The 22545-nt window shown below is 46.0% G+C and carries 10 protein-coding genes; 4 read left to right on the plus strand and 6 right to left on the minus strand.

Annotated features, from left to right (window positions below; all coding sequences use genetic code 11):
* Positions 1–74: 74 nt before the first annotated feature.
* From A2W93_07595 to A2W93_07605, 3 genes are read right to left on the minus strand one after another with little or no spacing between them, the layout of a single operon-like run.
* On the minus strand, positions 75–638 hold the full coding sequence (locus A2W93_07595) for a guanylate kinase (protein OFY52782.1): 564 nt from the start codon (positions 636–638) through the stop codon (positions 75–77).
* A 1-nt stretch (position 639) separates the two neighbouring features.
* Complete coding sequence (locus A2W93_07600) at positions 640–1518, minus strand: hypothetical protein (protein OFY52783.1); 879 nt, start codon at positions 1516–1518, stop codon at positions 640–642.
* A gap of 6 nt (positions 1519–1524) precedes the next feature.
* Positions 1525–4113 carry a DNA mismatch repair protein MutS gene (locus A2W93_07605; GenBank protein ID OFY52793.1) on the minus strand — a complete coding sequence of 863 codons (2589 nt, stop codon included), beginning with the start codon at positions 4111–4113 and terminating at the stop codon, positions 1525–1527.
* 116 nt (positions 4114–4229) lie between these two features.
* Here A2W93_07605 and A2W93_07610 point away from each other — a divergent pair, with 116 nt between their 5' ends.
* The 4 genes from A2W93_07610 (at position 4230) to A2W93_07625 (ending at position 13134) form a co-directional block, all read left to right on the plus strand.
* On the plus strand, positions 4230–4778 hold the full coding sequence (locus A2W93_07610; protein OFY52784.1) for an RNA methyltransferase: 549 nt from the start codon (positions 4230–4232) through the stop codon (positions 4776–4778).
* Between the two features lie 165 nt (positions 4779–4943).
* A complete protein-coding gene (locus tag A2W93_07615) occupies positions 4944–6644 on the plus strand; it encodes a hypothetical protein (GenBank protein OFY52785.1) in 1701 nt (566 codons plus the stop codon).
* Between the two features lie 467 nt (positions 6645–7111).
* Positions 7112–8206, plus strand: coding sequence for a hypothetical protein (locus tag A2W93_07620; GenBank protein OFY52786.1), 1095 nt, complete (start codon positions 7112–7114; stop codon positions 8204–8206).
* Positions 8207–8451: 245 nt separating this feature from the next.
* Positions 8452–13134, plus strand: coding sequence for a hypothetical protein (locus A2W93_07625; GenBank protein OFY52787.1), 4683 nt, complete (start codon positions 8452–8454; stop codon positions 13132–13134).
* 270 nt (positions 13135–13404) lie between these two features.
* Here A2W93_07625 and A2W93_07630 read toward each other — a convergent pair whose 3' ends face one another.
* From A2W93_07630 to A2W93_07640, 3 genes are all read right to left on the minus strand, one after another.
* On the minus strand, positions 13405–13623 hold the full coding sequence (locus A2W93_07630; GenBank protein OFY52788.1) for a hypothetical protein: 219 nt from the start codon (positions 13621–13623) through the stop codon (positions 13405–13407).
* Between the two features lie 174 nt (positions 13624–13797).
* Positions 13798–14496, minus strand: coding sequence for a hypothetical protein (locus tag A2W93_07635; protein ID OFY52789.1), 699 nt, complete (start codon positions 14494–14496; stop codon positions 13798–13800).
* Between the two features lie 77 nt (positions 14497–14573).
* A partial coding sequence (locus A2W93_07640) for a hypothetical protein (protein OFY52790.1) occupies positions 14574–22545 on the minus strand: 7972 nt, incomplete at its 5' end.

Raw genomic sequence — 22545 nt, forward strand, 5'->3', positions numbered from 1 at the left:
GAATCGCGCCCAGAGCAAGATCAAGGTCAAGATCAAGGTCAAGGTTGAGATAAAGGTTGAGATAAAGCCGTTGATCAGCTTTTTAGAAAATCACTGACTTTCGCCGCGGCCTCACTGACGGCGATGTCCAGGTGATCATTGGTGATTACAATATCAAACTGCGGAGCAAAACTGAGTTCGTATTTTGCACGATCGAGTCGTTTCTGAATAGATTCTTCCGATTCTGTATGTCTGAATCTGAGCCGTTCTTCAAGGATTTCGAATGATGGTGGCTGAATAAAAACTGAAAGTGCATTTTCTCCGAAAATTTTTTTCAGACTCACGCCACCTTTCACATCCACATCAAAAATAATGGCTTTGCCTTCGTTCCAAACGCGCTCTACTTCTAATTTTAAAGTGCCGTAATATAGTCCATCGTAAACTTCCTCCCATTCAACAAATTCATTTTGTCCCACTTTTTTTCTGAACTGTTCAATAGAAAAAAAGAAATAATCGACTCCGTCTATTTCGTTTTCGCGCGGTTGGCGACTGGTTGCCGAAATTGAGAATCCAAGCGGCAATCCGGCATCAATAAGCTTGTGAACAATGGTTGTTTTGCCTGCTCCGCTGGGCGCTGAAAAAATCACGGCTTTTCTCATACTACAGAATATTGGCCAATTGTTCCTTGATTTTTTCAAGCTCATCTTTCATCACAACGATGCGTTTCTGGATTTCAAAAAAACTGCTTTTATTTCCAAGTGTATTTATTTCGCGACCCATTTCCTGAGAAATGAAGCCCAGCTTTTTTCCTGCAGGCTCCTGATCATCCTGAGCCAATGTGTTTTTGAAATATTCGATGTGTTTTGCCAATCTCACTTTTTCCTCATTGATGTCCATTTTATCAAGGTAATAAAACAGCTCCTGCTCCAATCGTGATTCATCTGCATTCACATTCAACTGCGCCTGCAGCAGCTCCTTGTTCAGTCGTTCACGCACCTGTTCCTTGCGTTCCGGATCAAGCTTTTCGATTTCAGGCAAGAGCTCTCCGATCAACTGCACATGTTTAAGCATGTCTTTTTCAAGGATTTTTCCTTCTTCAATTCTGAATGCATCGGTTTCTTCGCATGCCATGCGAACCAATTCAAACAAAGCGCTCCACTCATCTTCGGCAACAACTGGGGTTCCATAACCGACCACTTCGGGAAGACGAATCAGAATTTCCATCCAGTTTTCCGGTCTGGCAATTCCAAGATGATCGGAAAGCAGCGAAAGTTCCTTAAAATATTTTTCAGCCAAAACTGTATTTACGCTGGCATCGGCATTTGAAACGTCTTCGATGATCACATTGATGTCTATTTTTCCACGCACCAGAATTTTTGCAGCGATATCGCGAATCTGGTTTTCACGTTCACGGTACCGGAACGGAGTCTTTACAGAAAGATCGAGCTGTTTATTGTTGAGTGTTCGCACCATTACCGCAACTGTTGAATTACCAACCGTTGCATGCACCCTTCCGAATCCTGTCATTGATCTGAGCATACGGGTTTATTGTTTTTTATTTTTCTCCAAAAGTTTTTTAATACTGTTCAATTTCATCAGTGCCTCAACCGGCGTGAGCATATCAACATTGGTGTTTAAAATATCGTCGCGCAAATTTTCCAGAAGCGGATCGTCGAGTTGAATGAGACTGAGTTGAAATGATTCCGCCGATGTTTTGGTTTTGTTTGTTTCGTTTACCGAAATGTCTGAACCATGTTCTTTTTCAAGCCGCACAAGAATTTCACCTGCTCGCTCGATGATAGTCCGGGGCACGCCAGCCATGCGGGCTACGTGAATTCCGAAGCTGTGCTCTGTTCCACCGGGCGTGAGTTTTCGGATGAACACAATATTATTTCCGCTCTCTTTTACAGAGATATGAAAATTTCTGACGCGCGGCAAATAAGTCGCCAACTCATTCAGCTCGTGGTAGTGTGTTGCAAAGAGTGTTTTGGCGCGGTAGAGCGGATGGTTGTGCAGATACTCCGTTATCGACCAGGCAATGGAAATGCCGTCGTAGGTTGACGTTCCACGACCGATTTCATCGAGCAAAATAAGGCTTCGCGAAGAAAGATTATTGAGAATACTGGCGGTCTCGTTCATTTCAACCATAAAGGTCGATTCACCGGAAGTGAGATTATCGGAGGCTCCCACGCGGGTGAAAATTTTATCCACCATTCCAATCTCTGCTGAATCAGCCGGAACAAAACTTCCACACTGCGCCAATAAAACAATCAAAGCTGTCTGCCTTAGTAGTGCTGATTTTCCGGCCATATTCGGCCCAGTGAGAATTATGATCTGTTGATCATCACTGTTGAGTTGCACATCGTTTTCAACATATTTATCTCCCGGAGGAAGCTGCGTTTCAATGACCGGGTGACGGCCGCCTTTGATGTCAATGGCCAGGCCATCATTGAGCTGCGGGCGACAGTAATTATTTTCGGAAGCTATCAGTGCAAAAGATAAAAATACATCAAGCATCGCCAGCAATGCGGCATTTTTCTGCAATGCACTTGTAAACGGCATCGACTGCTGAATGAGCTGAACGTAGAGTTCCTGTTCGATGCGCAGGATTTTTTCTTCGGCACCCAGAATTTTTTCTTCATATGTTTTCAGCTCCGGAGTAATGTAGCGTTCTGCATTTGCGAGTGTTTGCTTCCGGATCCATTCTTCCGGCACCTTATCTTTATGCGTGTTGGTCACTTCGAGATAGTAACCAAAAACATTGTTGAAACTAATTTTCAAAGAAGAAATCCCTGTGCGCAATGCCTCATTCTGCTGAATTCCGGAAAGAAAGTTTTTACTATCGGTACTCAGCAATCGCAATTCGTCAAGGTCGTTGTTTACACCCGAACAAATGACACCTCCTTTGAAAATGAGTGCTGCCGCGTCTTCGCGAATGAATTTTCGGATAAGCGAAGCCAATTCATCCAGATCGGCAAAACGCGAAACAATTTTTCTGAGCGGTTCCGATTCATATGGGATCAGTGCGCACAACTCTTTGGTTTTATCGATGGAGTATGCGAGCGTTAGAAATTCGCGCGGGTTGATTTTCCCAACGGCCAGTTTTCCGCAAAGGCGCTCCAAATCTGCTATTTCGGCCAACAGTTGTTGAATCTGAAACGACAGTTCTTTGTTGTCATAAAAACAGGAAACAGCATCAAGCCGCTCTGTGATTTTTTCTTTGCTGATCAATGGAAGGAGCAACCAGCGCTGAAGCAGGCGTCCGCCCATGGGCGAGGAAGTCCGGTCGATGGTATTGAGCAATGTTCTGCCGCGTTCATTATATGATTGAATCAGTTCGAGATTGCGTATGGTGAAGCGGTCAAGCCAGACGTAATCGTCATTATCGATACGCGAGACCGAACGAATATGCGAAGAACCGCTGTCCTGACGGGTTTCGTTCACATAATGCAGACAAGCGCCGGCAGCAATAATTGCATTTTCAAATTGATCAATTCCGAATCCTTTCAGATTTTCGGTTTCAAACTGGCGAAGAAGAAGATCGTGTGCATATTGCGAAGAGAAGATCCAGTCGTCGAAAGCAAAGACATTGAATGGACCAAATACATCCAGAAAGTCGGTTTTATGCGATTTTTTAACAAGGACTTCGGCTGGCTGCATATTCTGAAGCAGCCGGGCGATATATTCATTGGAGCCTTCGGCTACAAAAAACTCACCGGTAGAAACGTCGATAAATGCGGCGCCGGTTTTGGGTTGATTCAAAAAAACAGCAGCCAGAAAATTATTGCTTTTGCGATCGAGCACACTATCGGAAAAAGCAACGCCGGGAGTAACGAGTTCGGTAATTCCTCTTTTGACAATTTTCTTGGTGAGTTTCGGATCTTCCAACTGTTCACACACCGCAACACGCTGACCAGCTTTTACAAGTTTAGGCAAATAAGTTTCAAGTGCGTGATGTGGAAATCCGGCCAGCTCGATGTGCGAAGCTGAGCCATTGGCTCTTTTGGTGAGTGTAATACCCAAAATAGCCGAAGCCCTTTTGGCATCTTCGCCAAAGGTCTCGAAAAAGTCGCCCACCCTGAAAAGCAGGATTGCATCGGGGTATTTGACTTTAATTTCATTGTATTGCCTCATCAGAGGCGTTTCGGCAACAGATCCTTCGCTCACAGAATTCGGTCTTTGCAACAAAAATATGAATTTCTTTTGAACCATGTTTGTATTTTTGTTTCAGAATATTGAAGTCAAAGCTTATGAAGAAAAGTATGTCGGACCTCGGGCGCATGACGCAGGAAGAATTCAGGGAAGCGCCGAAACTCCCATTGGTAGTCCTTCTGGACAATGTTCGCAGTCAGCACAACATTGGTTCGGTTTTCCGCACCTCCGACGCTTTTAGGGTCTCAGAAATCATTTTATGCGGAATCACTGCAACACCGCCAAACAAGGAAATTCAGAAAACAGCGTTGGGGGCAACGGAAAGTGTCGCCTGGCGGTATTTTGAAAATGCATCAGAGGCAGTGGCTCAACTTAAGCAGGAAGGATTTACCGTTGTGGCCGTTGAGCAAACGCACAATAGCCTGATTATCAACACTGAAGAATGGATATTCCCGGATGAAAAAATAGCACTGGTATTGGGCAACGAAGTCTTTGGAACATCGGATGAAGTATTGGAATTGTGCGACAGAACGATAGAGATACCACAATTTGGCACCAAACACTCGCTCAATGTCTCAGTATGCGCAGGCATTGTGATTTGGGAGATATGCAAGTGGCATCTGGAGCATAAAACAAGGCAATTATGAATGTAATGATTTAACATATTATGCGGCAAACTGAAAAAAATATTATATATTTGCCCAAAATTCTTATTTTTGCAGTTCAACAAAAAACGAAACCAATAAACAACCAATCTTATGAAAAACCTTAATCTGAAAATTGTTGTTGCTCTAGTACTTTCAGCAGCACTCATGTCAGGTTGTGGTCTCAGTAAAATGGCCAAGAAATACGATACGGTCAAATACGAGGCAAAACCTGAAATGCTGGAAACCCACGGCGGCAAAATCAACACCGCTGTTAAAGGTGTCTTCCCGGCAAAATATTTCGACAAGAAAGTCACCCTTGAATTCACTCCTGTTCTGAAATGGGAAGGTGGAAGCTACACATGCAAATCAATCAAGATTCAGGGCGAAAGAGTAACCGGAGAAGGTGTCACAATCAATAAAGTTAGTGGTGGTACTATTGACTGGTCAGACGTTATTCCTTACAAACCGGAAATGAATGCTTCGGAACTTGTAGTGAACGTAAAAGGCACAAAAGGAAAGAAAACAAAAGATTTTGGCGAAGTAAAACTGGCCGACGGTGTAATTTACACCAGCGAACGCGTTGGACGTGACGAGGAAATGGCTATTGCTGAACATGGATACAAAAAAGAAGTTCTGGTTACTGAAACCGCCAGCCTCTATTTTGATTACAACAGCGCCAACTACAGCACAACCCAGAAGTTGAACAAACAGGACGCGAACAAAGAATCGCTGAAAAAAGCTGAAGAATTCATCGCCAAAGGTTGGAAAGTTAAAACCATCGACATCAACGCATGGGCATCACCTGAAGGTGAAGAAGCTTACAACGCCGAACTGTCAAACGATCGTTCAGAAGTTGCCAAGAAATATGTTGATTCATACATTGAAAAACTTGACAAGCAGATTGCTAAAGATAAAAAAGTGAAATACGAAGAAGTTAAACGCGTATACACTATCAACCCAAAAGCCAACGGAGAAGACTTCGAAGGATTTATGGCAGCTGTTCAGAAATCAACGCTTCCTGAAAAACAGGCTATCATCAATGTGATCAAATCACAGCCAAGCAAAGTTCAGCGCGAACAGGAAATCAAGAACATGACCGTTATTTATGCTCAGGTTGAAGAAATTCTCGAGCCACTGCGTCGTTCAGAAATCTCAGTTATTTGCTTCGAACCAAAACGCACCGACGAAAACATTGCAATGCTTTCAACCACAGCTCCTGACAGCCTGAAAGCTGAAGAGCTTCTTTTTGCTGCTACGCTCACCGAAGACAAACAGACAAAAGTGAACATTTATAAATCAGGAACAAAAACATATTCTGATAACTGGAAATTCTGGAACAATGCCGGCGCCATCCTGATGGAAATGGGCGAAGCCAGCGATGCTAAACCTTACATTGAAAAAGCAAACGCTCTTTCACCAAACAACGCAATTGTAATGAACAACATGGGCGTTCTTGCTTCATGGGATAAAGATTATGCAACTGCAAAATCACGTTACGAAGCTGCACAGAGTGGTGGTGTAAGCGCTAACTACAACCTGGGTATCCTCAAAATCCGCGAAGGCGACTATGACGGAGCTCTCCAGTTGTTCGGCAGCAAAACCTGCAAATACAATGTTGCTCTTGCTCAGGTTCTGAAACTTGACTATACCAATGCTACATCAAACCTGAATTGCACCAAAGGTGATCAGGGTGCTGTTGCTTATCTCCTCGCTGTTGTAGGTGCCCGCACCAACAACTCAAGCATGCTCTATGACAACCTGAAAAAAGCCATTGCAGCTGACAACAGCTACAAAGCTCAGGCTAAAGAAGACCGCGAATTCTTCAAATTCTTCAACTCAACTGACTTCCAGAATATCGTGAAATAATATTCGGGATTCCAATACTGAAGGGGCTTTCCAAACGGAAGGCCTCTTTTTTTGTGCCCCGAGGTCAAGCAGCTGTTAGCTGTCAGTAATCAGCTGTCAGCTCTGAAAAGGAGCTGAGAAGACAGGTCTTCTTTAACGCTCACGATAGCAATCGTGACAGGTCGCTCTGCGACGCAGAGAGGTCAAAGAAGGAGTTGAGGGAAAACACTGTTACGGATGACATATCCGCACCAGTGCAAGTGGAGCACCCAACATTCTGTCGTCTGCCAGACTTTGATTTGCAAAGAGGAGCGGACACGGAAGCGTTGGGTGCAATGCACCCTCCTTCCCCTGACGATTCCAGGTCAGTAATGCTTCATTGTCAACCTATTCAAACTGACGCTAGAATGTCTTGAAGCACCCAATATTTTGTCGTCTTTTGGATGCAAGAATACTATCTTATTCGTGAATTTAAATACATTTGTATTATGGATAAAAGACTGCAATATATTGTTTCTCAATTCCGCATTCAGAGCGATATTTCAGATATTGTCGCTTTTGGAAACGGACATATCAACGATACTTATTTAGTCATTACAAAAAGCGAAACAACGCCCGATTATGTTCTTCAACGCAAAAATCATCAGGTGTTTAAAGATGTTCCCGGCATGATGGACAACATTGTGCGCGTAGGAAATCATATTCGCGAAAAGCTCATGAATGCTGGGGTAGCCGATGATGATCGTCGCGTAATTACGCACATTCCAACACATAGCGGCGCATACTTTTTTCAGGATGATAGTGAAAATTTCTATACGTTGTGTTTGCGAATTGCAAATAGCAGAAGTTTTGAAATGATTGAAAATTCGCATCAAGCCTGGCTTACAGGAAAAGCATTCGGGCAGTTTCAGAATCAGCTTTCCGATCTGCCTGCGCCACCACTGTATGAAACCATTGTTGATTTTCATAATATTGAATTCCGCTATCGAAATTTCAGGAAAGCCCTTGCAATAAATTATAATAATCGTGCGGCATTGGTTCAAAAAGAAATTGATTTTGCACTTGCTCATGAAATAGAAATGCATACATTATTAAATGCGCAGCGCTCCGGACTAATTCCCATGCGGATTACACACAACGACACCAAAATCAACAACGTGCTGTTTGATGAAAACAACGAAGTGCTTTGTGTAATAGATCTCGACACCGTGATGCCCGGGCTCGTGCATTTTGATTTCGGAGACGCTATTCGTACAGGCGCATCCACAGCCGCCGAGGACGAGACTGATCTGGATAAAATAACCATCGACCTGAACCTGTTCGAAGCATTTGCAAAAGGATTTCTCGAAGAAACAAAAGCCGTGCTTACTCATTCTGAAATTATCCTGCTGCCTCATTCCGCAAAATTCATGACTTTCATTATGGGCCTGCGTTTTCTCACCGATTATCTCGAAGGCGATGTGTATTATAAGATCAAACATCCCGAACACAACGTGCAGCGCGCCCGCGCACAATTTAGACTGGTGGCCGAAATCGGGAAACATGAAGCAGAGATGGCGGAGATTGTGGCGGGGCTGGTGTAATAGCTGAAATTGTTTATCTATTCCGATTAATCACAAACACAACATCGGATAATCTGGACGCGCGGCTGTGCGTGCAACGTTTCACGTTGACGCATGACCTTACACCTCAAAGGAGCTTCGCACACCTTGTCCCCGGGGCGTTGCCCAGCGCTACCAATATGTTGTCCCTACGGGACATCTGATGGTTCTTCGCAGCTTTATTTTTACCTTCGGCGTCACAGAACACATTTTCTTACTTTTGCATTATGAACCGCACCATCACAATCCGCAACGCGCGGGCGAATAATCTGAAAAACATCAGCCTTGAAATCCCGCACGGGAAGCTGGTTGTGGTGTGTGGTGTGAGCGGCAGCGGCAAGTCGTCGCTGATATATGATGTCCTTGGAAAAGAAGGCCAGCGGCTGTTTTACGAACATTTTCTGCCTGGAAGCTATCATCAGAATATTAAACTCGGCCGGCCCGAAGCTGACAGCATAGAAGGCCTGCCCGCAGTTTTGATGCTCAATCAACAAGGCAACGCCTCGAGTCCACGCTCGACGGTAGGCACTATCACCGGGATCTGGGATCTGCTGCGTTTGCTGTTTGCCCGATATACGCACAGCGACAGCGTTACAGAAGCCAATCGCAGTTTGTTTTCGTTCAACAGCCCTACAGGACAATGTCCCGCTTGCAAGGGACTGGGCGTTGAAGACCATATTGATCCACAGCTTCTCATTGGCGATGAAACCAAAACTTTGCGCGAAGGCGCATCGGTGCTGACCACACCGAATGGCTACATCATTTATTCGCAGGTCACCATGGAAGAGCTGAACAAGGTGTGTGTGGCCGAAGGCTTTTCGGTCGACATTCCCTGGAAGGATTTGACCGATGCTCAGAAAAATATCGTTTTAAACGGCTCTGAGAAGATCAAAATTCTTTTTGGTAAACACACCCTCGAATCGCGCCTGAAGTGGTCAGGAATCACCGCTAAACCGCGAGAGGAAGGTTTTTACAAAGGCATTGTTCCTGTGATGGAAGAAATTCTGAAGCGCGACCGCAACCCGAACATTCTGCGCTTTGCAAGATCGTTCACTTGTGAGTCATGCAAGGGAACACGCCTGCGCGATGAAGCCATGTCGTTTAAGTGGAAAAACAAAACCATCGACGATTTTCACCGGATGAGCATCGAAGAAATTCATCAGACCTTTTCGGAATTGACTGCTGAAAACGAAGGACTGATGCAGATTTCACAACAGATAATTAAAAACACAACGACCCTGCTTGAACTCGGCGCCGGCTATCTGCAGCTGAACCGTGAATCCTCCACGCTTTCCACAGGCGAACTCAATCGTCTGCGGCTGGCGGCCTACACCACTTCGGGCATTCGCAACATTCTGTACATCCTCGATGAACCCGGCGCAGGACTGCACGACAGCGAACAGCAAAGCATGATGAATGTATTGCGTCGTCTGGTTGATAACGGCAATTCCGTCATTGTAGTCGATCATCACGAAAAAAATATTGCTGCGGCTGATTATATCATAGAAATAGGTCCTGGCGCGGGAAATGACGGTGGCGAAGTTTTATTTTCGGGTAACACTTCTCAATATTTTTCGCACAATATTTCCAACAGTCCCACACAAAAATGGCTGAAAAATATTCCTGAACTTCAATCAGAAAAGCACTCCGGATCACCATTTAAAATAGTTCATGCCGATAAAAACAATTTAAAAAATATTTCCGTTTTCTTTTTTCGAAGCGCATTCAATGTGCTTTGCGGAGTGTCGGGGAGCGGAAAAACAAGTTTGCTGAGCGTGGTACATGATCAGGCAACACACGCCGGATTCAGCAAAATCATTCACATCGACGCCGATCCTTTCGGACGCAGTCCGCGCAGCAATCCTGCCACCTACACCGGATTATCGGATGTGTTGCGCGATCTGTTTGCATCGACTGCTGCTGCCAAAGAAAACAAACTGACGAAAACACATTTCTCGCTTGCTGTACCTGGCGGCCGGTGCGAGGATTGCATGGGTGCAGGACTGAAACAAATCGGCATGCACTTTCTCGGTAATGTGGAGATACCCTGTGAAACCTGTGGCGGCAAGCGCTTTTCGGATACTGTACTTCAAATTCATGTCCGGGAAAAAAACATGCACGACGTCTTGGAGATGTCAGTATCCGAAGCACACGATTTTTTCAAAACTGACCCAAAAGTATTAAAATATACAAAGCCGATGCTCGATCTCGGGCTCGGTTATATCAAGCTCGGACAGTCGTCCACCACTCTTTCCGGAGGCGAGGCGCAACGCGTGAAACTGGCTTCGGAACTTGTTCGCGGCACAAGCGGATCGGTGCTTTTCCTACTCGATGAACCCGCCACCGGTTTGCATCCATTTGATGTAAACAATCTGATTTCGGCCCTTCGTGAACTCACCAAAAAAGGTCATACTGTTATTGCCGCCGAACACGATCTACGCATGATTGCACAAGCAGACCACGTTTGCGAACTCGGACCTGGCAGCGGCACCCATGGCGGAAACCTTGTTTTTTTAGGCGTTCCCGCAGATCTGATTGCAAACAACAAATCGAAAACAGCGCAGGCACTTGCTGAAATGGCAGCGCCAAAGCCATATTCAGAAGTTTCATTGCAAACTCAAAAGTCATCTTACAGTGACATCATACTGAAACGGGTTCATACCAACAATCTCGACATACCGGAAATACAATTTCATGAAAACACTGTAAACGCTGTCTGCGGGCCAAGTGGCAGTGGTAAGTCTTCGCTGGTTTTCGATACATTATATGCTGCTTCGCAGAATGCACTTATGGACGGACTTTCGTTCCGCATCCGGTCACAACTGAAAAAAGCAGGTAACGCCGCACTTGATGAATACACAGGACTGATGCCGGCTATAGCGCTTGAGAAAAAAAGTGCATCTGGAAATCCGCGCTCTACCATTGGCACCTACACAGGATTGTACGACCTATATCGCCTGCTGTACAGCCGCTTTTCGAAAAACGAAGAAACATCGTGTACGCATTATTCAAATGCATTTTCGTTCAACAACGAGGCAGGCGCCTGTCCCGATTGTCATGGCCTTGGATATATCACACAATGCGATGCAGAAAAATTAGTAAGCAATCCTTCGAAACCGCTGATCAATGGCGCGATTGACGGAAGCAAGCCTGGAAAGTTTTATGGAGAGCCTGACGGACAATATGTGGCAACCTTGCTCGCCGTTGCTAAAAAATATGGGATTGATTTTTCTGTTCCCTATTCGGAACTCAGCGATGAAGCCCGTCGCATAGCCATGCATGGACGCGGCGAAGAATTATTCGAAGTCGAATGGAATTACAAACGCGGCAACGTAATCGGTGTTCATAAAATGAAATCGAAATGGCCGGGATTCTGCGGACATGTGGAAGAAGAGTACAAACGTGTACATAACGATCATCGCGCAGAGCATATTCTTCCGGTCATGAGCGACATTAAATGTCCTTCGTGCACCGGCTACCGCATTCACCACGAACGTTTGCAATATCGTATTGACAACAAGCACATAGCAGAAACAACCGGCATGTGTGCAAGCGAGGCTGTATCATGGTTTCAGCAAGTTCAACCCGGACCGGGAAGCGAAAATATTGTTGCAGAAATTTTGCAACGATTGAATTATCTGATGGAAAGCGGCATCGGTTACATCGCGCTGAGCCGCATTACAGCAACGCTTTCAGGAGGTGAGTTTCAGCGACTACGCATGTCGGCATTATTACAATCACAACTTTCCGGAGTCTTGATTGTCATGGATGAACCATCGTTCGGTTTAAGCAAAAGCGATTGTTCACGCATTTCACAATTGCTGAAAAACATTGTGCAGCGCGGAAATACGCTGGTGATGACCGACCACCATCCCGAAATGATTAAGCTGGCCGATCGCATAAAAGTGCTTGGCCCGGGAGCAGGAAAACAAGGCGGCAAACTGGTGAAAGAAGTTTCTTCGTCGGAATATATTTCGGAAATCGAACATATTTATTCGAAAGTCAATCCTATGCGCAGCACAGCCGATGCGGCGCTACAGGTTTCCGGCGCCTGTGCCAATAATTTGAAAAACATTGAGGCCGACTTCTTCGGCGAAACTTTAAATGTAATTACAGGCAACAGTGGAAGTGGAAAAACAAGTCTGCTGCAATATGTGATTCATGATTCACACATGGCGGGACGACCGGTGAAATGCAGCAGCATCAAAGGCTTTGAGAACTTCGATTCGATTGTATTTATTCAGCAGGATGTTCCTTCGGGCAGCACTGCCAGCATTCCGGCAACATGGCTCGGCTTATACGACACATTGAAAAATATTTTTGCCGCAGAAGCGGCACGCCTGAATATGCCTTTGAAAGCGGCGCATTTCTCCGTGTTTTCGAAAGAAGGGCGTTGCCCCGAATGTGGCGGAACCGGTGTGATTAAAACCAGCATGGACTTCCGCAGCGATAGCGAAGTCACTTGCGAAAGCTGCAACGGAACCCGCTTCCGAAGCAATATTCTGAATGTTGTGGTCGATGGTATTTCCATTTCCGTTGTATTGAATATGAGTATTTCAGACGCAGCTGAATTTGTAGAAAAAAACACAACCTCTTCAAAAGCCGCATCGTTTCTGGCCATTGCTGATTTATGCAGTCGCTGCGGTGTGGATTATATTTCGTCCGGACAAAATCTGAGTACGCTCAGTACCGGCGAATTGCAGCGTCTGAAGCTGATTCAGGGCATTGCCTCCGCCAAAGGAAAAACACTTTTTCTGCTCGATGAACCCAGCGGCGGCCTGCATCCAACCGACACACTCCAGCTGCTGGATTTGTTTGAACATCTTGTAAAACAAGGCCACACCATCATTTGCGCCACACACGATGAGATGATCAGGAGAGCGGCTGCGAGAGAAATTTTGTTGGGTTAGCATTTATGGCGGAAGGCACAACGCGCAAAGTCCTGCCTTCGTTGGGATAAACTCCACACATAATGCACAACGCAGGAAAGTCGGGCGCGCGTTTTCACTTCCCGGAATCGTCATACACCCAACATTCTGTCGTCAGCAGAAATATTACTCAACTTGGGCGCGCGTCTCCCGACGCGTGACCAGAATTCACCCTTAAGATTTTTGCGGACACGGAATTCCGCCAGTGGGCGGACAAGCTGTTGGGTGTGATGTTTTTCGCAATCACTCTTTTCACTCACTTTTATTCTCTTTACCATTGAATCCGAAACGGTAGTTCTCCGAAGAATAGGTTCTGTCTGTTTCAAGTGAACCGAAAGGATAATAATCCTGGGCGCTGGTGATCACAGCAGCATACGAATCAACCACACCATCGGCATCGCCATCGGCGGTCAGCTTTATATCTGACACCGTGGTGAGCACATTGCCCAGATGGTTGGAGAATTCGTACATTTTTTTGCCTAAATCACGGCTAAAATATTAAAATTATTTGCACTTTACTCGGATTCTGTCAAACACTGGCAAATCGCTCCGCTCATTTCTTTGACGCCTTTACAACTGATAGCTGACTACTTTTATCCCTTCGACAGGCTCAGGACAGAGCTTTTTACATTTGTCTTTTATCTTCTACTCATAATAATCAATCTTCCTATCAATTATGGTACAGGTATTATCGCCGCTGCTGTAATATGCCTGGCGGGTCCAGTTGCCATATACATCGGTTTTCAGAATTTTAACTTTGAGCACATTGTCTGTCTTAGGCGGGGTGGTGTTTGTGTTGACTGTATGTATGGAAATTTCTTCTTCATTGCCTTCGCTGTCACGCTTATACTCATAGGAAATCTTCAGCGTGCCATCGGACCAGGTGGTGGTTTGTTTTGACACCAGCCCATCTACATATTCGCTCACATTTTCCGACACCTCTTTCCCCGCGCCATCTTTGGTGAGCATTGCAATTTTTTTGCTTGAAATTTCAGTCACTGTTGTTTCTCTGAATAAACTCCCTTTGCCGTCCAGATCTTTTGTACCGGCATAGTTGCCATCCTCATCATACAAAACTTCAGTGGTTGAATAAACGGTTCCGTTGGTGAGTTCCATTTTTGCATCCACCCACTTCCCCTCCTCATCAAAATTGCGTATGCTGATGAACGAAACCGAAACTGCGGTATCGGGATACACATTCCAGTTTTTATCATAAATACCCTGACTCTGAGTGTCGGTAATTGATTTAACTTTCCCTTTTAGATTGAAGGAGTCGGTATTGATGGTTATCTCATTGCTGCAGGCAGCCAGAAAAACGAGAGACAGAAGAATCCATTTTTTCATACAAGTATTTTTTTCAACGCAATATTACAAAAAAAGGGACAGCTGAGCTGTCCCTTTTTATTAGAATTCTGAAAGATTTATTCAACAACCATTACTCGTGTAATTGATTGCTCATTGTAAGTGAAGCGGACATTGTAGAGTCCGGCGTTCACTTCGCCGAGTGTCACATGGAACACTGATCCGCCATTCATCGAAGACAGGTCTTCGGTGAGGATGAGTCGTCCGGTAACATCGTAGATATCCATCAGGAGTGAGCCGTTATTCGTTCCGGAGAGTGTGATGTCAAACTCACCATTCGATGGGTTCGGATACATCTGCAGACTGATGTCGCCAAGCTCCATAATTGATACAGCTACAACATCAATGGTGGTTGAATACGTATTCTGGCAAGCACCGTTGTACGCAACCAAAGTCACATTGAATAAGTTGTTGGATGCATAAGTATGAATAGGACTAAAAGCTGTTGATGTTCCGCCATCGCCGAATGTCCAGCTGTAAGAAGTCGCGCTGAACGAAGTATTGATGAACTCAATCGTCGGATCAAGATTGTTGTAGGTAAATGAAGCAACAGGGGCTGCAAGTACATTTATTCCTATGTAATCTGATGTATCAACACCGCAGGCACCGCTCTCAATAACTGCGCGGTATTCCCAAACACCTGCAGCAGTTGTAATTTCAGAGAAGGTTCCAAATCCGGCGGTACCGGGAAGATTAGCCCAGGTTCCGCCATCGATACGACGCTGCCAGTAGAGGATGTCACCAACATTGCCACTGAGAATAATTGTTCCGGTAGATTCACCTTCACAAACTTCGGCTTCCATGCTGCTCATGACACCACCAACGGTGTAAGGAGCAATGACAATTGTTATATCGTTAGACACAGCCGGATTGTTGCTGGTACACACCTCATCCGAAGTCAGCGTACAACTTACCTCATCACCATTAATCAATGTTGAAGAAGAGAAGGTTGAGCTGTTTGATCCAACTGCAGATCCGTTCACGGTCCATGCATAAACAGGGCTGGTGCCGCCGTTTACATCTGTTGCAGCGAATGTAATATCAGTGCCTTCACAAACCGAAACGCCAGGAGTTGCTGCAATGGTTACACTTACAGGCAACGTTATGTTGACGGTCATAACCACTGGAACTGATGTTGCTGGATTGCTGCTTGCACATGTAAGATCCGAAGTTACTTCACAGGTAACAACATCTCCGTTTGCAAGGGTAGCGCTTACATAGGTGTCGCTATTTGAACCGTCAGCAACACCATTCACATACCACTGATAAACAGGAGTTGTTCCGCCATTCACCGCACTTGCTGTAAACGTTACCGGAACACCTGAGCAAACAGTACCTGCAGGAGAGGCAACAACATCTACACTCACCAGATATGAGGTGTTCACCGACATAACGATCGGAGCAGATGTGGCTGGATTACCAGAAACACAAGCCAGATCGGATGTAACGGTACATGTCACTGCATCGCTGTTTGACAGTGTACTGGTTATGAATGAGGATGAATTTGAACCAACCGCAGATCCGTTAACAAACCATGCGTATACAGGATTTAAGCCTTCATTTGAAGCGTTAGCCGTGAAAGTAACAGGTTCACCTGAACAAACGGCTCCGGCGGGCGAAGCTGTCACAGCAATGGTTACAGGAACCACCGTGCCAACATTCATTGTTACCGCATTGGATGTTGCCGGATTGCCAGAAACACAGGTTTCATTCGAATTCATAACGCAAGTGATCACATTTCCATCTGTGAGCGTTGAACTTGCATAAATAGCTCCGCTGGCAACTGGAACGCCATTGGCATACCAATTATAAACCGGAGAAGAACCTCCGTTAACCGGGGATGCAACGAACGTCACATTGGTGCCTTCGCAGATAGTTTCACCGGGGATTGCAGCTATAATAACGCTTGCTGCAAGTACAGGATTAACTGTCATTGTAACAGCGTTGGATGTTGCAGTTGCGCCAACAGAACAGGTAGCATTTGAAATAACGGTACAAGTAACAACGTCTCCATTGATCAGAGAACTACTGGTATATGTAGCACTGTTTGGTCCAATCAGAGTTCCATTGATATACCACGCATAAACTGGAGCTACACCTGCATCGGTTGCGGTAGCAGTGAAGGTAACAGATGTGCCGGCACAAACAACAGATGCTGATGCTGCAATGGTAACGGCAGGAGTCAGTACCGGATTCACGGCCATGGTAACGACATTGGATGTAGCCGGATTATTTGTTGTACACGTAGCATTGGATGTAAGGACGCATGATACCGCATCATTGTTTGCCAGAGCGACACTTGTAAATGTCGAGCTGTTCGATCCGGTCGCAATACCATTTACATACCAGTTATACACAGGGTTATTGCCACCATTCACAGGCGTTGCTACAAAAGTAACAGAGGTTCCCGCACAGATTGCACCCGGAGGAACACCGGTTATACTGACACTAACAGGCATATTTGTATTCACCGTCATCGTTAAAGCATTGGATGTAGCCGGGCTGCCTGAAACACAAGATTCATTCGAGGTCATCACACAGGTAACTACGTCGTTGTTTGTAAGGATTGACGAAGTGAATACTGGATTGTTGGACCCAACAGAAACACCATTGACAAACCATGAATAAACAGGGGTTGTTCCACCATTGACAGGAGTTGCAGTAAAGGTCACCGAAGTGCCGTCGCAAATTGCTCCGGCCGGCGATGCCACGATGGCAACACTTGCAGGCATCAGAGGATTAACATCCATGATAACCGGAGTTGAAACTGCCGGATTTCCGGTTGCACAAAGTGCATTTGAAGTCACAACCACGTTTACAGTCTGGTTATCCTGCAAAACATTACTTGTATAAGCAGAACTGTTTAATCCAACAGGTGCTCCATTGACGTACCATTGGTAAACCGGAGTTGAACCTCCATTTACAGGACTGGCAGTAAAAGTAACCGGAGTTCCTGCACAGATAGTTCCTGCAGGAGATGCTGAAACAGTTGCGCTTACAGGTAACGACGGATTTACAACCATCGTAACAGCACCCGAAACAGCAGGATTTCCGCTGACACAGGTAACACTCGAGGTAAGTGAACAGGTAACCTGATCACCATTGATTAAAGTATTGGAAGTGAAAGTAGCACTGTTGGCACCAGCAGCGGTTCCATTGACGAACCAGGCATAATCAGGTGTGGTGCCGCCATTTGTCGGAGTGGCTGTAAATGTTACAGGGGTTCCCGCACAGATGGTCGTTGCCGAAGCTGCAATGCTAACACTTACCGGCAGATTATTCGTTACTGTCATTGCAACAGCATTTGAGGTCGCCGGGCTTCCCGAAGCACAACCGATATTCGAAGTCAGCTCACAGGTTACTGCATCGGCGTTATTCAATGTACTGCTTGAGAAAGTTGAACTGTTTGATCCAACCGATACACCATTGACAAACCATGCATAAACCGGAGTTGTACCTCCATTGATGGGTGTCGCTGTAAATGTAACAGGAGTACCTTCGCAAACAGAGCCTGCTGGTGAAGCTGCTATGCTCACACTTACCGGCTGCAACGGAGCTACGTCCATAATTAACGTATTCGATGGTGCAGGATTGTTGATTGCACATGTGGCATTAGAATTCACAACACAAACCACAGTCTGGTTGTCAAGCAGCGTATTACTGGTGTAGGTCGGGCTGTTGGAACCAACAGCTGAACCATTGACAAACCATGCATATACCGGAGTTAAGCCACCATTGACAGGTGTTGCTGTAAAGGTCACCGAAGTGCCTTCGCAGACTGTTCCGGCAGGAGCTGCAGCAATCGCAACACTGACTGGTAGAGATGGATTAACGATGATTGCCACTGGATTTGATGTAGCAGGACTACCAGTCACACAAACGGCATCTGAAGTCATTGAGCATGTGACAACATCACCATTAAGAAGTGTACTGCTGACAAATGTTGCACTATTGAAGCCAACAGATGTTCCATTGACGAACCAGGCATAATCAGGTGTGGTGCCGCCATTTGTCGGAGTGGCTGTAAATGTCACAGCGTTTCCGGCACAGATGTTTGTGGCTGAAGCCGCTATGCTGACACTCACCGGGAGATTATTCGTTACTGTCATTGCAACAGTATTTGAGGTCGCCGGGCTTCCCGAAGCACAACCAACATTCGAAGTCAGCTCACAGGTTACTGCATCGGCGTTATTCAAAGTGCTGCTTGCAAATGTTGAGCTATTTAAGCCAACCGATACACCATTGACAAACCATGAATAAACAGGAGTAGTTCCACCGTTAACAGCAGTCGCAGTAAAGGTTACCGAAGTGCCTTCACAAATGGAGCCTGCTGGTGAAGCGGCAATACTTACACTTACCGGCTGCAGCGGAGCAACATCCATTATTAACGTATTCGATGGTGCAGGATTGTTGATTGCACAGGTGGCATTTGAATTCACAACACAAACCACAGTCTGATTGTCAAGAAGCGTGTTGCTGGTGTAAGTCGGACTGTTGGAACCAACAGCTGAACCATTTACAAACCATGCATATACCGGAGTTGCACCACCATTAACAGGTGTAGCTGTAAAGGTCACCGAAGTGCCTTCGCAGATGGTTCCGGCTGGAGATGGTGCAATTGAAATGCTGACCGGCAGAGAAGGATTAACCACCATGCTAACTGCATTCGAAGTAGCAGGATTTCCTGTTGCACAGGTGGCATTGCTTGTGAGAACACAAGTCACATTATCATTGTTAACAAGAGCGCTGCTGGTGAAAACCGGGCTGTTGGAACCGACCGGATTTCCATTTACAAACCATGCATACACCGGTGACATTCCACCGTTTGTAGCAGATGCTGTAAACGTTACCGATGCTCCTGAGCAAATTGTCGTTGCTGATGCAGAGATGCTAATACTGACCGGAAGATCAGGATTGACAATCATATTAACAGCATTTGAAGTTGCAGGATTACCGGTGCCACAGGCCACATCAGATGTAAGATGACAGGTTACTGCATCACCATTAGTGAGGGAGCTGGTGGTGAATGTGTTGCTGTTTAAACCGATGGCAACACCATTCACAAACCATTCATAAACCGGGGTTGTTCCGCCATTGACCGGAGTCGCTGTGAACGACACAGAAGTGCCATCACAAATAGCGCCTGCAGGTGAAGCAACAATGCTTACACTAACCGGTACCTGCGGATTAACAACCATCGCAATAGGCGCAGAGGTTGCAGGATTGCCCGTTGCACAGACGATGTCTGAAACAACAGAGCAAGTTACAAGATCACCATTGTTTAAAATACTTGTTGTAAACATACTGCTTCCCGAAGCCACAACAGATCCATTAACAAACCATGCATAAGCAGGGGCAGAGCCCCCGTTAACAGCAACGGCTGTAAAGGAAACCGAAGTGCCGTCGCAAACAGGACCAGCCGGGAAAGCCGATATACTAACGCTTACAGGCATGTTTGGATTAACAACTGCATCAATAATATTTGAAGTTGCAGGATTTCCTGTAGCACAGGCAACATTAGACGTAAGCATACAACTTACATCATCACCATTTGCAAGTGCGTTGTTAGAGTATGTGTTGCTGTTGATACCAACAGCAGAGCCATTAAGATACCACTGATAAGCAGGAGTTCCTCCGTTGGTTGGAGTAGCTGTAAAGACTACTGGTGTGCCAGAACAAATTGAACCAGCAGGAGCTGCTGCAATATTTACACTTACCGGCATACTGGGATTTACGTTCAGTAAAGCACCTGATGAGGTGGCTGCAGGAGCACAAGGTCCTGTAACAACACAACGATAGAGTTGTCCATTGTTAGCGGTAACCGCACCCGTCAAAGACAAAGCTGTTGTATTCCATCCAGCATAGGTTGGATTGGTACCAGCTGCTATAATGTTATTATAGGTTGAGCCGCCATCGGTAGATACCTGCCACTGATAAGCGGTGATATCGCCGGTTGCTGTTACTGTAAAGCCAGTGTTGGCTCCATTACATATTGTTACTGGAGTCGGATTCACGGTAACAACAGGAGCTTCTTCAATAGTAAGGATGGCTGCATTTGAGGTTGCATCGGGCGGAACCGCACCTATTACAACACAGCGATACTGATATCCGTCGTTGGCAATAACAACACCGGTCAACGTAAGAGTCTGTGTCGTATAACCAGCGTAAACCGGATTTGTCCCAGCTGTTGTAATATTATTGAAAGTAGTTCCACCATCAGTTGAAAGCTGCCACTGATATCCGGTAATTGTTCCGGTTGCACTAACAGAGAATGTGGTATTAAGTCCAGCACAAATGGTTGCATTTGCAGGATGTGAAGTAATAGCAGGAGCATTATTTACCGTAAGAAGAGCTCCGGTGGAAGTAACAGATGGAGCGCAGGTTCCGGTAACAACGCAACGATAAAGAAGGCCGTCATTAGCTGTTACAACACCATTCAAAACAAGTGTAGCAGTTGTCCAGTCTGAATACACAGGATTTGTGCCTGCTGCGAGAATGTTGTTATAAACCGTACCGCCATCTGATGAAACCTGCCACTGGTAAGTAAGACCGGCACCGGTGGCTGTTACACTGAAGCTGGTATTACCACCGTCGCCAATGATTGTTGCGAGCGGTTGAGCAGTAATAGCCGGAGCGGCATTTACAGTCAGGGCTACGGTGTTTGAAGTGGCAGGATTGCCGCTAACACAGGCTGCATCTGAAGTAACAACGCAGTAAATCTGATCACCGGCTGCAGGAGCTACATTCATATAGGTCGCACCTGTACCGGTGAAACCACTATTCAGGTACCAGGCATAGGTCGGTGTTGTCCCGCCATTAACCGGAGTTGCGGTAAATGTAACTGCTGTGCCTGCACAAACTGTTGTTGCAGGAGCTGCTGCTATACTTACACTAACTGGAAGGTTGGCGTTGACCGTCATGGTCACCGTGTTCGAGGTAGCAGGGCTACCCGTGGCACATGTGACATTCGAAGTAACAACACAATAAACGGCATCGCCGGTGGCTAATGCTGCATTGGTATAGGTTGAACTATTTGAACCAACAGGAGCGCTGTTCAGATACCATGCGTAAACCGGGGCTGCGCCGCCGTTAACTGGAGTAGCTGTGAAAGTTACGGAAGTTCCGGTGCAAATGGTGGTTGCTGTAGCGGCCGCTGTTACACTAACCGGATTGTTCGCATTTACAGTTGTATTAATGGTATTAGATGTCGCCGGGCTGCCGGTAACACAGGTTGCATTGGAGGTCATTACACAATAAACAGCTTCGCCGGTTGTGAGGCCAGTTGTGGTATAAGTGCTTAAACCTGTCCCAACTGCACTTCCCCCTTCGTACCACTGATAGGTTGGAGTTCCGCCATTGGTGGGGGTTGCGGTGAAAGTAACACTGGTGCCGTCGCAAATAGTTGCTGCGCTCGATGAGATGCTCACACTGGCTGCAACCGTAGGATTGACGGTCATTACAACAGCATTCGAAGTGGCCGGGCTACCCGTTGCACATCCTTCGCTCGATGTCATAACACAGGTAACAGATTGACCAGTCGCAAGTGTGTTGCTTGTATAGGTTGGGCTGTTGGCACCGACATTTGTAGCATTAACCTTCCACTGATAGGTCGGTGTTACGCCGCCATTGGTTGGTACAGCCGTAAATGTTACGCTGGTACCGGCGCAAATGGTTGATCCGGGATTAGCTGAAATTACCACACTGGCTGGTAAACTTGAGTTGACCGTCATGGTCACTGTGTTCGAGGTAGCTGGGCTGCCCGTGGCACAAGTGGCATTGGAGGTAACTACACAATAAACGGCATCGCCGGTGGCTAATGTCGCATTGGTATAAGTTGAACTATTTGAACCAACAGGAGCGCTATTCAGATACCATGTGTAAACCGGGGCTGCGCCGCCGTTTACGGGTGTTGCTGTAAATGTTACCGAGGTTCCTGTGCAAATGGTGGTTGCTGTAGCGGCCACTGTTACACTAACCGGATTGTTCGCATTTACAGTTGTATTAATGGTATTCGATGTCGCAGGACTTCCC

Source organism: Bacteroidetes bacterium GWF2_43_63, assembly GCA_001769275.1.
In the GTDB taxonomy this organism is placed as follows: Bacteria; Bacteroidota; Bacteroidia; order Bacteroidales; family DTU049; genus GWF2-43-63.